The organism is Chelativorans petroleitrophicus (assembly GCF_025398195.1).
Lineage (GTDB): Bacteria > Pseudomonadota > Alphaproteobacteria > Rhizobiales > Rhizobiaceae > Chelativorans > Chelativorans petroleitrophicus.
The window spans coordinates 1-12,843 of sequence record NZ_JAODNV010000017.1; the positions used below are offsets into that span (position 1 = coordinate 1).

General features: G+C 61.0%; 11 protein-coding genes and 1 tRNA gene. 6 read left to right on the top strand and 6 right to left on the bottom strand.

The features are described from left to right. Positions 1-224: 224 nt before the first annotated feature. The 4 genes from NYR54_RS14920 to NYR54_RS14935 all read left to right on the top strand — a co-directional run bounded on the left by NYR54_RS14920 (position 225) and on the right by NYR54_RS14935 (position 2,698). A tRNA-Ser gene (locus tag NYR54_RS14920) sits at positions 225-315 on the top strand. Between the two features lie 377 nt (positions 316-692). Continuing rightward, positions 693-947 (top strand): SOS response-associated peptidase family protein, encoded by a 255-nt coding sequence (locus NYR54_RS14925; protein WP_261516499.1) that lies wholly within the window; start codon positions 693-695, stop codon positions 945-947. Between the two features lie 66 nt (positions 948-1,013). Then, the gene (locus NYR54_RS14930) at positions 1,014-1,169 is read left to right on the top strand and encodes a hypothetical protein (RefSeq protein WP_261516500.1); all 156 of its coding nucleotides are present in this window, start codon (positions 1,014-1,016) and stop codon (positions 1,167-1,169) included. 458 nt (positions 1,170-1,627) lie between these two features. Next, positions 1,628-2,698, top strand: coding sequence for an ABC transporter ATP-binding protein (locus NYR54_RS14935; RefSeq protein ID WP_261516501.1), 1,071 nt, complete (start codon positions 1,628-1,630; stop codon positions 2,696-2,698). A 27-nt stretch (positions 2,699-2,725) separates the two neighbouring features. Here the strand turns inward: NYR54_RS14935 and NYR54_RS14940 are convergent, their stop codons facing one another. From NYR54_RS14940 to NYR54_RS14960, 5 genes are all read right to left on the bottom strand, one after another. After that, a complete protein-coding gene (locus tag NYR54_RS14940) occupies positions 2,726-3,568 on the bottom strand; it encodes a carbohydrate ABC transporter permease (RefSeq protein ID WP_261516502.1) in 843 nt (280 codons plus the stop codon). Then, the gene (locus tag NYR54_RS14945) at positions 3,565-4,449 is read right to left on the bottom strand and encodes a carbohydrate ABC transporter permease (RefSeq protein ID WP_261516503.1); all 885 of its coding nucleotides are present in this window, start codon (positions 4,447-4,449) and stop codon (positions 3,565-3,567) included. The genes NYR54_RS14940 and NYR54_RS14945 overlap by 4 nt, the downstream gene beginning before the upstream one ends. A gap of 58 nt (positions 4,450-4,507) precedes the next feature. Next, positions 4,508-5,764 carry an extracellular solute-binding protein gene (locus NYR54_RS14950; protein WP_261516504.1) on the bottom strand — a complete coding sequence of 419 codons (1,257 nt, stop codon included), beginning with the start codon at positions 5,762-5,764 and terminating at the stop codon, positions 4,508-4,510. Between the two features lie 135 nt (positions 5,765-5,899). Further along, on the bottom strand, positions 5,900-7,405 hold the full coding sequence (arfA, locus tag NYR54_RS14955) for an arabinosylfuranosidase ArfA (RefSeq protein WP_261516505.1): 1,506 nt from the start codon (positions 7,403-7,405) through the stop codon (positions 5,900-5,902). A gap of 116 nt (positions 7,406-7,521) precedes the next feature. Beyond that, on the bottom strand, positions 7,522-8,454 hold the full coding sequence (locus tag NYR54_RS14960; RefSeq protein WP_261516506.1) for an ArsR/SmtB family transcription factor: 933 nt from the start codon (positions 8,452-8,454) through the stop codon (positions 7,522-7,524). 302 nt (positions 8,455-8,756) lie between these two features. Here NYR54_RS14960 and NYR54_RS14965 point away from each other — a divergent pair, with 302 nt between their 5' ends. Together NYR54_RS14965 and NYR54_RS14970 are read left to right on the top strand one after the other, a co-directional pair. Next, on the top strand, positions 8,757-11,057 hold the full coding sequence (locus NYR54_RS14965) for a xanthine dehydrogenase family protein molybdopterin-binding subunit (RefSeq protein WP_261516507.1): 2,301 nt from the start codon (positions 8,757-8,759) through the stop codon (positions 11,055-11,057). A gap of 319 nt (positions 11,058-11,376) precedes the next feature. After that, entirely contained in the window at positions 11,377-11,874 is a 498-nt protein-coding gene (locus tag NYR54_RS14970) for a c-type cytochrome (RefSeq protein WP_261516509.1), read from the top strand. 226 nt (positions 11,875-12,100) lie between these two features. Here NYR54_RS14970 and NYR54_RS14975 read toward each other — a convergent pair whose 3' ends face one another. Continuing rightward, on the bottom strand, positions 12,101-12,397 hold the full coding sequence (locus NYR54_RS14975; RefSeq protein ID WP_261516510.1) for a class I SAM-dependent methyltransferase: 297 nt from the start codon (positions 12,395-12,397) through the stop codon (positions 12,101-12,103). Positions 12,398-12,843 lie beyond the last annotated feature (446 nt).

Consider the following 12,843-nt stretch of genomic DNA (forward strand, 5'->3'; position numbering starts at 1 on the left):
GCGCACTTCAGGGGAAAACTTGTTCGTCGTCTTGCTCATGATGCTCCATCCTACTCAGGAGTTGGAGCCTCCGGCAAACCCGGCGCGGTTCATATTTACGTTGCTGGTCCGGCCTTAATGCCGTCCAGTCTCCTTCAGATGATGAGGAGTAGGCACAAATTGATGACAAAGGCATGAAGAGCCTTGTGCTCCGAGACTTTCCCGTTTAATCCCGAGCCGGCGTTGGAGAGGTGGCCGAGTGGTCGAAGGCGCTCCCCTGCTAAGGGAGTAGGCCCCAAAAGGGTCTCATGGGTTCGAATCCCATCCTCTCCGCCATCTGCGAACATATCTGCGAACTTGAGACTGAAGCGACCGCGTTTTGCGGACGAGCAGATCATCGGCATTCGCCGGCCCTTCGGCTACCGCCGCGTGCACCTGCTTTTGAGGCGGAGGGCGTGACGGTGCTCGCTCGCGATCCTATAGGCGGGGACAAAGCGGGGAGCAGATCATCGACGATGCCGAACCCGAAGTGTTCGCCTACATAATGTTCCCGAAGGAGCACCGGGCGAAGTAGCACACGGCGAAAACCTGATCGAGCGAGGGCACCGGCTAGACCGAGCAGGGCACCGGCGTAGTTTGCATCTTCCATTAGGACGATGCCATCTGCCGGTTCTCGCTTCGGCCCCGCGATCTGCGAGATGAGGCTGGCTTCAATGAGCCTTCCATCATGGCATATCCGAATCGATACGCTGCGATCGTCCGTGTCGCCGATCGAGCATAAACTTGTGCGCGCTCGCTGGGGCATGCCCTCCCCGCCCAAGGCATTGAACGGCAAGGCCTATGACTACGGCGTCACAAACATCCGCAACACGGCCTCGCCGCATTGGCGGCGGTGGCTTGGGTCGGAAAGCAGGTGCCTGATTCCGGTCACGAGCTTTGCCGAGCCAAACCCGGCCGCGGAGGTTTAAGGACAGAGAACTCCGGACGCCTGGTTTGCTCTAAGTGACGAAAAGCCGCTCTTCTTCTTTGCCGGCATGCGTACGTGCTGGCACGGCAAGAGGATGGCACGCGAGGATCCGGCAGAGCACGAACTGTACGCCTTCCTTACGACCGAGCCGCACGGCATCGTCTCGCCGATCCATCGGGTAATGCCTGTCTTGCTCACGACACCGGAAGAGATCGACATCTAGCTGGACGCGCCGTGAGACGAGGCGAAGGCCCTGCCGCGTCCCCTCCCTGATCATCTCCTGACGATTGTCAACGCGCCGTCGGACCCCGCATCAGAACTTCCGGCGAATTCCGCGTCCACCGATCGACCAAGCCGTTCTGACGAGTGACGAAAGCTTTCGGGCGGAGGCGTGTAGGGCGTTCAGGGATAATACGGGCAGGGATTCATGCGCTGGGACTTTCGGAACAGCGCGCGGGATGGTGTGACGACGCCCGGTATTTTGCCCCGAGGACCGGCTGACGCGCTCCCCGTCGGTAACGGAACCCACTTAAAGGCGGCCGTGCGACAGGGATGGTCGAGATAGCGTTTTCAATTCATTGTCAAGCTTGAGAGCCGGAAGCCTCGCATGCTCGGCGCAATCGACCAGACCTTGACATCGGATACATATCCGAAATGAATGAAGCAACATGGAGGATATGGATGGCGGAGATATCGCTCTCTCGGGTCTCGAAGAGCTACGGAAGCGTTGAGGTGATCCGGGATGTGAGCCTAGACATCGAATCGGGCGAACTGGTTGTATTCCTCGGCCCGTCGGGCTCGGGCAAAACGACTCTTCTGCGGATGATCGCAGGGTTGGAGAGTATCGACAAAGGAATGCTCACCATCGGCGGCGTTCGCTGCGAAACCCTGCCCCCGGGAAAGCGTGGCGTGGCGATGGTCTTCCAGAACTATGCACTCTATCCGCACATGACCGTGGCCGAGAACATGGCTTTCGGCCTGCGCAACGTCGGCGTCCCGTCCGACGAGATTCGCGCCCGGATTGCCGAGGCCGCGCGCATACTGGAAATCGAATCGCTGCTGGATCGCCGCCCATCACAGCTTTCCGGCGGCCAGCGCCAGCGAGTGGCGATCGGGCGCGCCATCGTCAAGCAACCCAAGGCCTTTCTGTTCGACGAGCCGCTGTCAAACCTGGATGCGGCGCTTCGTTCCCGCACCCGCGTGGAGCTGGCGGAATTGCACCAGCGCCTCCGGTCAACGATGATCTACGTAACGCATGACCAGGTCGAGGCGATGACACTCGCCGACCGCATCGTCATCCTCAACGACTGCGGCATCGAGCAGGTCGGAACGCCGATGGAGGTCTATTCCAGGCCGACGTCGCGGTTTGTCGCCACGTTCGTCGGCTCGCCGGCGATGAACATCCTGCCTGTTTCAGTATCCGGAGCAAACGATGCCATGCATGCGCGCCTGCCGGACGGCTCGCTTGTGGCGCTGCGCGGAGCGCCTGTGGGCGATTGGAGCGAGCTTGGCGTGAGGCCGGAAGCGCTGACTGTCGTTGCCGAAGGCGGCGACACGAGCGGACGTGCTTCGGTAGTGGAACGGCTCGGCGAACGCACGCTTGTACATGTGCGGCTGGCCGATGGGACCCAGGTGATCGCGCAGGATGTTGGCCTCTCCACTGTCGAGCCTGGCAGCGAAGTCAGGCTGCGCTTCGACAGCTCGGCGCTGCACCTATTCGCTAAGGACGGGTCGGCGTGGCATGCACATTAGCTGCGTGCGCCCGCCCGGCGTTTGAGTTTATCCCTTGATGCCAGCCGACAGGGTGATCGCCTCTGTCACCCGCCGCTGGAACAGAAGATAAGCGAGTGCCACAGGCAGGCCGGCGAGCACCGCGGCGGCGAGCTCGCGGGCGTAGTAGACGCCGAAGGCATCGTTCACCTGCGTGATGCCGACCGTTACCGTCATCATCTCGGTACGTGTGACCGACAGGAACGGCCACAAGAAGGCGTTCCAGGTCCAGATGAAACAGACAATCGACAATGCTGTCGTAACCCCCCAGTTCATCGGCAGGTAGACCTTGAACAGGATCGCGAACTCCGAGGCGTTATCCATAAGCGCGGCTTCGCGGAAGTCGCGCGGAACCTGATCGAAGAACTGCTTGTAGACGATGATAATGACGGGATGGATGAACTGGGGCAGCATGGTGCCGATCCAGGTGTTGACCAAGCCGAGATTGGCAATGAGCTCGAAGTGATTGATGATGAGCGCTTGCGTCGGCACCATGAACGAGGCCAGGATAATCCACCACAACGTGGTCCGACCCGGGAAGCGTAGCTGTGACAGAGCATAGCCGCACAACATCGAGGTGAACACGCAGACGACCGTCACGCCGACCGCCACGACGATCGAGTTGAGGTACCAAGTGCCGATCTGCGTCGCGGTCAATGCATGGATGTAGTGCTGGAACGTAAGTGTTTCTGGCCACAGTTCGATGTAGGGCCGAACGACCTCATCCTCAGGCTTGATGGACGAGACAACCGCCCAGTAGAGCGGAAACGCCCATATCACCGCACAGATGATGGTGACGGCTGTTATGAGGCCGCTCCAGAGGTTCCAGCGCTGGACGCTCGATTCCCTCATTGCCGTCGCCTCCCGGCCAGGCGCAGGAGTTGGAACTGAAGGACCGACACGACGACGATGATTACGAAGAGTGTCACGGCGACGGCCGCCGCACGGCCTCCTTGGTTCTGCTGGAACGCCTTGTTGAAGATGTAATAGACCAGCACCATGTTTTCGTTCGGCCTACCGCCGATTGAAAACAGGTAGACCTGGTCGAAAATCTTGAGCTGTAGGATCAGCTGGATGGTCAGAACGAGCGCGGTGACCGGCCTGAGGAGGGGCCAGGTGATGCGCGAGAACGTCGTCCAGCGCGAAGCGTTGTCGAGCGCGGCCGCTTCATAGATTTCGGCTGGAATGGCCCGCATGCCAGCAAGGAAAAGCAGGATGGAAAACCCTGCCGTCCACCAGATCGTCACCCATGCCACCGCTGGCATGAACCAGGTGCGTGACTTGGTGACCGGAATGCGCGGTATGCCCAGCCAGTCCAACACGTGCATGGCGATGCCGAACTGGAAGTTCAGCGTCCAGTCCCAGATCAGGTAGACGACCGAGACGGGCAGGATATACGGCAGGAAGAACAGCGCAAGCACCAGCGCCTGCAGCCGCCCGGCCAAACGCGACACACCGAGCGCGATCATCAGGGCGATCAGGGTTCCCGGGACGACCGTGAGCGCGACGAAATAGAGCGTGTTCCAGACGGCACGGCTGAACAATGGATCCTTGCCGAGCCTAGTGTAGTTCTCGATACCAACCCAGTCACCAGCCCCTATCAGCGGAGCGCTGGTGAAGGATATGCGGAACATCTGGATGGTCGGATAGGCAAAGGCTAGAGCATAAATCGCCGCGAACGGGGCGATCAGCGCCAAAGCGACCAGTAAGTTCTTGCGCCGGTCCTGTAGCATCACCTCTCCTCAAGAGAAGTGGAGCCGCCCGAGAGCGGCTCCATCGGCCTTGAGAAGGCTAGAGAGCGTTCAGTTCCTCCTGAATGGATTCGACGGCATCTGCCGGCTCCATTTCTCCATTCAGTGTCGGCACGAAATAGTTCGACATCACGTCGAAGATCGGCCCAGCGATACCCGCAAGCGGCGTCTTGGGGTCGAAGATCATGTTCGCCGTCAGGCTTGAATAGGTGGCGTTGGGCTCCATCGCCTTGTATTCGGCAGATTCCGTCACTGGCGCGTAGGCGGGAATGTGCCCCGCGGTCGCCCAGAACAGCGAGTGCTTCACGATCCAGGAGATGGTCTCGAGCACTGCGTCCCGCTTCTCCGGTGACATCTCCTTGCCCTGGTTTTTCGGGATCGCAAAGGTGTGGCTGTCGGCATAGGTGCAAGGCTTGTCAAAAATCACAGGCAGCTCCACCGCACCCCAGTCGAAGAGCTTGCCCTGCTGGGCTAGGTCGGTCATCGTGGGGACCTCCCAGACCCCGTTGATCATCATCGCAGCTTCGCCGGAGGTGAACAGCGCGACGGTTGCCGGATAGTCCGTATAGGTCGACTGAAGGCCAGCCTTTGTCCAATCACTGAGCACTGCGAGCGCGTTGCGCAGCTTGTCGGCATTGTCTCCGACAAGGAACTCGTCGCCGGTCATCAACTCGCCGCCCTGCTGGCACATCAGTGAGTAGACGGTGCGGAACATGAAGTTGCCGTCTGCCGTCACGCTACCGAGGGGATACTGCACGCCGGCGTCCTTTAGGGCCTGCAGCGTGGCCGTAAAGGCTTCCTTGCTGTCCATGCCTTTCGGCTCACCGTTATCGCCGAGCACACCGGCCTTCTTGAGCAGGTCGCGGTTGTAGTAGAGCACGATCGGATGCGTATCGAGCGGCACCGCATACTGCTTGCCATCGCTGGTCACCGCATCCCATGTCGAAGCGGCGAAGTCGGCCTGGGACAGTCCCATCTTCTCCCAGTCATCCGGCGTAATCTCGTCAAGCACTCCCTGCGTGAGTGCCAGCGGGATGCGGCTGGCATGGTAGGTCATAACATCGGGCGCCTCGCCGACCGCGGCCGACGTCTGCACTTTGGCATAGAAGGGCGTTCCCCACTCGAGCGTGGTTGCGTCGATTTTTATCTCACCCGCATGCGCCTCGTTGAAGTCCGAAATGAGCTGCTTCATCCGTACGCCGTCGCCGCCAGACAGGAAATCCCACCAGACGACGGTTTCTTCCGAATGTGCTGCACCAGCCCACAGGCCGCTCGTGGCGACCAAAGCGATTGTCATCAACCTTCGACAGTTCATGTCCGTTTCCTCCCGAATTGCAGCAGCTTTGCTCCGCTATCGCGAAGTTCATGCTACAACAAAAGCACATCAGCGCAACTGAATTGGCGGTATATATCAGCGTAGCGGATATTCATTTCAGAGCGTTACACGTACCATGGAGTAAGAGTGCGGCGGAAGCACCAGTTCGATGCCACGGCCGCCAAGCCGGGCACCATCTGCTTTCTTCGGTGTCACGGTGTCGGGCGCCTGCATCGTATTTCTCGCTTCCAGGTCGTCATGACGGATGATTGTGTGCTCAACCTCTTTTGCCCTGAAGCCCTCCAGGGAAACGTCGGCCTCAATCGCCTCGGAAGAATGACGATTGATTGCAAAGAACGTCAGCGTACCTCGGTCCGCATCGAGCGTGCCTGCGATATCGAGCCATGGGATCTTGTCGGCGGCCGCAGCATCATAGGTCGACACATCTACCGCAAGCTGCAGCGCGGTCCCGCGTCCGTGTTTCGACGCCAGCATGAAGGGCCAGTAGATCGTCTGCCGCCACGCCGGCCCGCCCGGTTCCGTCATGATCGGTGCGATGACGTTCACGAGCTGTGCGATGCAGGCGATCCGTACGACGTCGGAGCGGCGGATGAAGGTGTTCAGGATGCAGCCGACCTGCAAGACGTCCTCGAAATTGTAGATGTCCTCCAGCAGCCGCGGCGCCTCCGGCCAGTCCCAAGTGCGCACCCGCTCCGCGTCCTCCTTGCGATTGTGGTACCAGACGTTCCATTCGTCGAAGGCGATTTTAACCTCACGCTTCGACCTGCGCTTGGCTTTCACAAAATCGATAACACTTGCAACGGTGCCGATGTAGCGGTCCAGCTTCACCGGCAGGGCGAGGTACTCCTGCGTATTCTTCTCGTAGTTCTCGAAGTACATGTGCAGCGAGATGTAATCGACTTGGTCATAAGTTGCCTCCAGCACCGTCGCTTCCCATTGCGGATAGGTGGGCATGTCCGAGTGCGAGGAGCCGCACACGACGAGTTCCAGGGTCGGGTCTAGCCCGCGCAGAGCCTTTGCCGTCTCGTTGGCAAGATGGCCGTATTCCGTCGCCGACTTCTGGCCGATCTGCCAGGGACCATCCATCTCGTTGCCCAGACACCACACCCGGCAGTTCCAAGGGTCCTTGCGTCCGTTCTTCCTGCGCAAATCGGACCAATAAGTTCCACCCGGATGGTTGACGTATTCGACGAATGCACGGGCAGCGTCGAGGCCCCGTGAGCCGAGATTAATGGCCAGCATCATCTCCGTGCCGGCCTTCTCCGCCCAGTCCGCGAATTCGTGAATGCCGACCTGGTTCGATTCCGTGGTCCGCCAGGCTAAATCAAGCCGCTTCGGTCGGTTTTCCTTCGGCCCGACGCCATCCTCCCAATTGTAGGCGGAGACGAAATTGCCGCCGGGGTAGCGGCAGATCGGCGTGTCAAGGGCCCGCACCAGCTCGATCACATCCCTGCGCATGCCCTGTTCATCGGCATGCTGATGGCCGGGTTCGTAGATGCCGGTGTAGATGGCGCGACCCAGGTGCTCGAGAAAGGACCCGTAGAGACGCTTGTCTATATCGGCGATTGTGTAGGCCGCGCTGGCGGTGACCCGAGCTTTCATGTTTCCTCCACGGGCGGCATCAACATCCGCCAGTCCGGTCTATATCGGATTCCCGGATTGATTTGGCGCGGCTAAAGGACCCCTGTCAAGGTGCAAAGACTTGGCTGAGACGAGAATCAGCATTTGGCCTTGGTGAGCCGCAAGATGATGTCGCGGCTGTGATTGCCGAAACCATTGCCGAAAATGTTGACGCCTCCCGGGTGCCTGGCGTCGTCCTTCACCCCGATTCTGACACGGATGGAACGGTGCGCCTCCAGCCGCAGATCTGCCAATGCGCAGTTCGAAACCTTGCGGCCATCGCGAAACGTGCCTTCGGCAGTGACGCGCCATTGCTTGAGGTCGCCGTACTGGGATCCCTTGAGCTTCCACCAATCCGGCGTGAACTTTCCCTTTTTGTCGCCATAGTCCGCCGGTGCGGTCCAGGTGTCGATTTCGCATCCGTTGACGGCGATAGTGATGTCGGATGGCCAGTTCTTTGACGTGCCCGGCACTTCGGAGGACAATTCAAGCATAAGCTCCAGTGCGGCCACCTCGAACTTGGCCACGTTCGCGTTGTTCGGGAACTGGTACTCGACGAAACCGCGCGTGAACCAGAGCAAGCCGGCGCGCATCCTGTCCGGATCGAGAAAGGTGTCGGGCACGTCGAGCAGACCGATGACGCCATCCGTTGCGCAGAGCCCGCACGGCGCCGAAACCTCGCAACGCGTGTACAGCCCGAGCGGCATGGCCACTTCAATCGCATCGTTGTCGTGCGCGGCTTCCGGCTCCTTGAATGCGATCAGCAGCTCCGTAAAGGTGGTGTGGCAGACCTTCTGGCTGCCTTTGCGCGCCTTCTGGGATTTCGTTTGTACAAGCCCGGCATCGACCAGCACCTGTATGTTGGCCGAAACTGTGGATTGCGGAAGTCCGAGTTCCTCCGCTACCTGGTTGACGTTCCGCGGGCCGCTCTTGCTGAGTAGCTTGAGTATGCGCAAGCGCACTTCGCTTGCGAGGCTTTTCAGAAGATCGATCCGCTCCAGCGGATCGATCACGACAATCTGGTTTGACATGAGGTTCCATGCATAAGGATTGGCATTTTATATCAGAAGTCCAGATATGAATAAAGGTCAAGTCAGGACCAGCCGGGCCTCAGCGACCAGTGGATCTATCTGATGCTGCACTGTCACATGGCGGAAGGCCGAACGACCACCACCGTCGAGCGTATTTTGAACTATGCAGTGGAGCATGAAGGCGTGTTCTTCACGCGCAAGTGTGATATCGCGCGGGTGGGCGCTGGACAATCCGCAGCCTTTCGAACCGATGGCCAACGTGCGAAGAGGCCGAACCGTTTGACCAGGAGGACACGCTTGCCGTGAGGTCGCAGAAATTTCCTGGACGTCGTGAAGATGACAGGCTGATCACCGGGCGGGGACGCTACACGGACGACTGGACGCTCCCAGATCAGGTGTTCGGTGTCTTTATCCGATCGGATGTCGCTCATGCGAGGCTGACATCGATCGACGTTGAGGCCGCCGCAGAGGCCGAAGGCGTGCTTGCGATCCTGACTGCGGCCGACCTTGCCCATTTGAAGCGGCCGCCTGCGCGGATGCCGTACCAGGACGCTCAGGGCCCGATGCGCGCGCCGGACGTGCCGCCTCTCGCCCGAGAAAAGGTCCGCTATGTCGGGGAGCCCGTCGCGCTTGTCGTGGGGACGACCGAAGCTGCTGCGCGGACGGCCGCCGACCTGATCGAAATTTCCTATGACCCGCTGCCTGTGGTGAACGGCGTGACCGACGCGCTCCGCGCCGACGCGCCGCAACTGCACGAGGCAGTGCCGGGAAATCTGTGCTTCGACTATCGCTATGGCGACGAGGCCGCGACGGACGCCCTGTTTGCAACTGCAGCGCATGTCGTTTCCATCGAACTCACCAGCGAGCGGGTGATCGGTAATCCCATGGAGCCGAAGGCCGCCCTGGTGAACTGGGTTGGCGATGAACTCCACCTGTGGTGCTCGCACCAGGGTCCCGGCATCATCGCCGCGGAACTCGCCGAAGCGCTTGGCATACCCGAGCGCAAGATCATGGTTCACGCCGAGGATATCGGCGGGGCCTTCGGAGTTCGCGGCGCAGCAGCGCCTGAACACGTCGCCCTTGCGGAAGCGGCCCGGCGGCTGGGCCGCCCGGTCAAATGGACTGCGTCGAGATCAGAAACCTTCGTCAGCGATTTTCACGGCCGCGGCAATCTAATGCGGGCGGAACTGGGTCTCGACAGCGGCGGCCGCTTCCTTGCACTTCGGCATGACTGGCTCTGCGACCTGGGCGCCTATCCGTCGGCGTCCGGGCCCATCACGGTCGTCCAGAACGCATCGCTGATGGCTTGCGGCGCGTATCGGATCGAAGCGGTTTCAGGCCGCAAGCGGCTTGTCCTCACCAACAGGGTCCCGGTGACCGCCTATCGCGGGGCCGGACGTCCTGACATGGCCTATGTGATCGAGCGCCTCGTCGATAAGGCGGCGTGCCGGCTCGGCATGGACCGCATAGAACTGCGGCGAAGGAATTTCATCGGCCGCGACCAATTCCCCTACCCCATCACGACGGGTCCAATTCCAGCCAGCTACGATAGCGGCGACTTCGAGGGTCTGCTTTCCGAAGCCAAGAGGCTTGCGGACTGGGACGGTTTCGAACAGCGGCGCGCCGAGGCGGCGCAGCGCGGGCGGCTGCGGGGCATCGGCTGCGCAGTGGTTATCGAGCCCGCCGGCGGAGGCGTTCCGGTCGAGGAAGCGTTGATCACCCTCGACGCCGATGGCATTGCAACGATACACGGCGCGGCGGCATCCTCGGGACAGGGACATGAGACGGTCTATCCCGAGATCGTGGCAGGTCCAATGCAGATCCCGGCCGAGCGAATCGTCCATCGGGGCGGCCGCGGCGGCACGGTACTCAAAGGAGGCGCCGCTTTCGCCTCGCGAACGACGATGGCGCTTGGGCCGGTCGTCGATCGCGCCGCAAACCTGCTCGTGGAGAAGGGACGGGCATTGGCCGCGGAGCATTTTGGCGTCAATGCCGAACGGATCGACTATGTCGAGGGCGCCTACCACGTACGGGGGCAAAACCAGTTTCTCCCGCTAGCCGAGCTTGCCCGTACACATCCGGGGGCGCTCGACACGCGCGCCGAGCTGCCGGTACCCCGTGCGTTTCCGTCCGGCGCGCATGTCGCCGAGGTCGAGATCGATCCCGAAACGGGAGCTGTCGAACTCGTTCATTACGTCGCGGTCAACGACTGCGGCACGGTCCTCAACCAGACCCTCGTGGACGGCCAGATTCTCGGCGGCCTGATGCAGGGGTTGGGGCAGGCGTTCGGCGAGACATGCGTATACGGAGACGACGGTCAGTTGCTGACGGGCACCTTCATGGACTACGCCATGCCGCGCGCCGATCTTCTTGGCCGGGTCAGCCTCGCAAACCGGGGCATCCCGTCTCCCACCAACCATCTTGGCGTCAAAGGCGTTGGGGAGGCCGGCACCGTCGGAAGCATTCCGACGGCAATGAACGCGGTGATCGACGCACTGCGCCTGAGCGGTGTCAGCCATCTCGACATGCCGGCCACGCCGTACCGGATCTGGCAGGCCATCCAGGACGCGAAGGCTCCCCCTTCGGGACCATGCGACGGGTGAGAATATCCGATGAGCAGCACTTTCGATGCCGCCAGGTTCTCACCGGCTATCGGCCATGCCGACGTGTCTCCGACCCAAGCTCGGCATTGCCGATAGACCAGCGCGGATCGCGCGCGCTGCTTGCAGACCGCCGGCATCCGCGAGGTACTGAAGAAATCTCTTTTGTCGCGGCCGCTTGCCGAATGCCTGTCGCGGCAACTAGGATTGGGCGCTCCGGTTTCAACTGTAGCCAATCACAGCCTTTCTGAAATCAAGGGGTAGCGCGGACGGACCACCGTTCGGACGTCAGGGCCGAACGAGAACGGAGGAGGAGGAAAGCATGAAACGCGTTTTACTGGCAGCGACATCTCTTGCCGCCATTGGCGTGTCTGTCCTGGCGGCGCAGGAGCCGGAAACCGATGAGGCGGCGCAGGAGGATTTCGAACGCGGCCGTTATCTCGTAACGATCGGCGGCTGCAATGACTGTCATACGCCCGGCTATCTCGCGCAGGGCGGGAACGTGCCGGAGGATCGCTGGCTCGTCGGCGACAGTGTTGGCTTCAGCGGCCCCTGGGGCACCACCTATCCGGCCAATCTGCGCAGCCTGCTCGCCGATATGAGCGAAGACGAGTGGATCGCATATGCGCGGAAGCTCGAATCGCGACCGCCCATGCCGTGGTTCAATCTCCGCGCCTTTACCGAAGACGATCTTCGCGCCATGTACCGCTATGTCCGCTCGCTGCCGGAGGATTCCAGCCCCGTTCCCGATTTCGTACCGCCCGGCGAGCAGCCCACAACGCCGCATATCGTGATGGTGCCGCAGGCGCCGCAGCAGTGACGGCTCAACCGTCTCGCCATGCGAACGAATGACCGCGCCGGGCGCGGGGAAACCCGTGCCCGGTTTTCACTTCCCGCTAACTGGAACCTTTCCGGCTAATCTTGCGGCTTTCTTGCCAGCGCCATCAGCGTCCAGCCGAGCCCAAGGCGCTCCTTCAGATGTTACACTCGATCGCCGACCAGGAAGCGGACCGGTCCATTGAGCGTCCGAGAATTCAGAATCCCCATCAAGCCCTGTTTGCCTTGGGGGAGACCGAAAACAGCTCCAAAACCTCGAAACCCTGTTGCAACAACCGCAACAGTTCCCGTCTGTCCACCCAATGCCGCAACTGGCCGGGGTCGGGCGGCGGAATTCTGTTGAAGCGTTCGAGAACGTATCGATTCTGGGTCGCAAGCATCAGATAGCCACCCGATTTCAGGTGGCCGGCGATCTTTTTAACGAAGGTCCGCTGGTCCGCAACGTGGGACAGCACTTCAAGGGCCACGACGACGTCATAGCTGCCGTCCTCAAATGCGAGCTCCATAAAGTCTCCAGAAACGAAGCGTGCGGCCGGAACGCGCTCCCGTGCCCTCTCTCCAGCACCTCATCGGACAGGTCCGTACCAGTAACCGCGCCGTATCTTGTCAGTTGCGGGCAGAACCATGCCGAACCGCAGCCGACCTCGAGGATCGTGAGATCACGCCTGTTCAAGCGCTCCAGCCAGCCGGTCACGACCTCCGCCTGACGCAGGCTGACATTCGAAACCTCACGCTCCCGATAGGTGCTGTTCCATCGGTTCCAGAACTGTCTCTGCAAATCCCCCCAGGCGGCCTCTGGCTTCATGGGATGCACACCACGCTCCGAAAAAGGGAACGCAGCATACCCTTTGGGGTCGGGTGTGTCATAGTTATACATCCAGACATGCCCCCGACCCATTTGATGGACCCCTGGCTCCGGATAAGCGATCGTCCCTGTTTCAGCCGTAACCGG

Excerpts from the sequence above, each read along its gene's own strand:
- NYR54_RS14925 (WP_261516499.1), top strand. The coding sequence starts at position 693 with ATGAGCCTTCCATCATGGCATATCCGAATCGATACGCTGCGATCGTCC.
- NYR54_RS14930 (WP_261516500.1), top strand. The coding sequence starts at position 1,014 with ATGCGTACGTGCTGGCACGGCAAGAGGATGGCACGCGAGGATCCGGCA.
- NYR54_RS14935 (WP_261516501.1), top strand. The coding sequence starts at position 1,628 with ATGGCGGAGATATCGCTCTCTCGGGTCTCGAAGAGCTACGGAAGCGTT.
- NYR54_RS14940 (WP_261516502.1), bottom strand. The coding sequence starts at position 3,568 with ATGAGGGAATCGAGCGTCCAGCGCTGGAACCTCTGGAGCGGCCTCATA.
- NYR54_RS14945 (WP_261516503.1), bottom strand. The coding sequence starts at position 4,449 with ATGCTACAGGACCGGCGCAAGAACTTACTGGTCGCTTTGGCGCTGATC.
- NYR54_RS14950 (WP_261516504.1), bottom strand. The coding sequence starts at position 5,764 with ATGACAATCGCTTTGGTCGCCACGAGCGGCCTGTGGGCTGGTGCAGCA.
- arfA (WP_261516505.1), bottom strand. The coding sequence starts at position 7,405 with ATGAAAGCTCGGGTCACCGCCAGCGCGGCCTACACAATCGCCGATATA.
- NYR54_RS14960 (WP_261516506.1), bottom strand. The coding sequence starts at position 8,454 with ATGTCAAACCAGATTGTCGTGATCGATCCGCTGGAGCGGATCGATCTT.
- NYR54_RS14970 (WP_261516509.1), top strand. The coding sequence starts at position 11,377 with ATGAAACGCGTTTTACTGGCAGCGACATCTCTTGCCGCCATTGGCGTG.
- NYR54_RS14975 (WP_261516510.1), bottom strand. The coding sequence starts at position 12,397 with ATGGAGCTCGCATTTGAGGACGGCAGCTATGACGTCGTCGTGGCCCTT.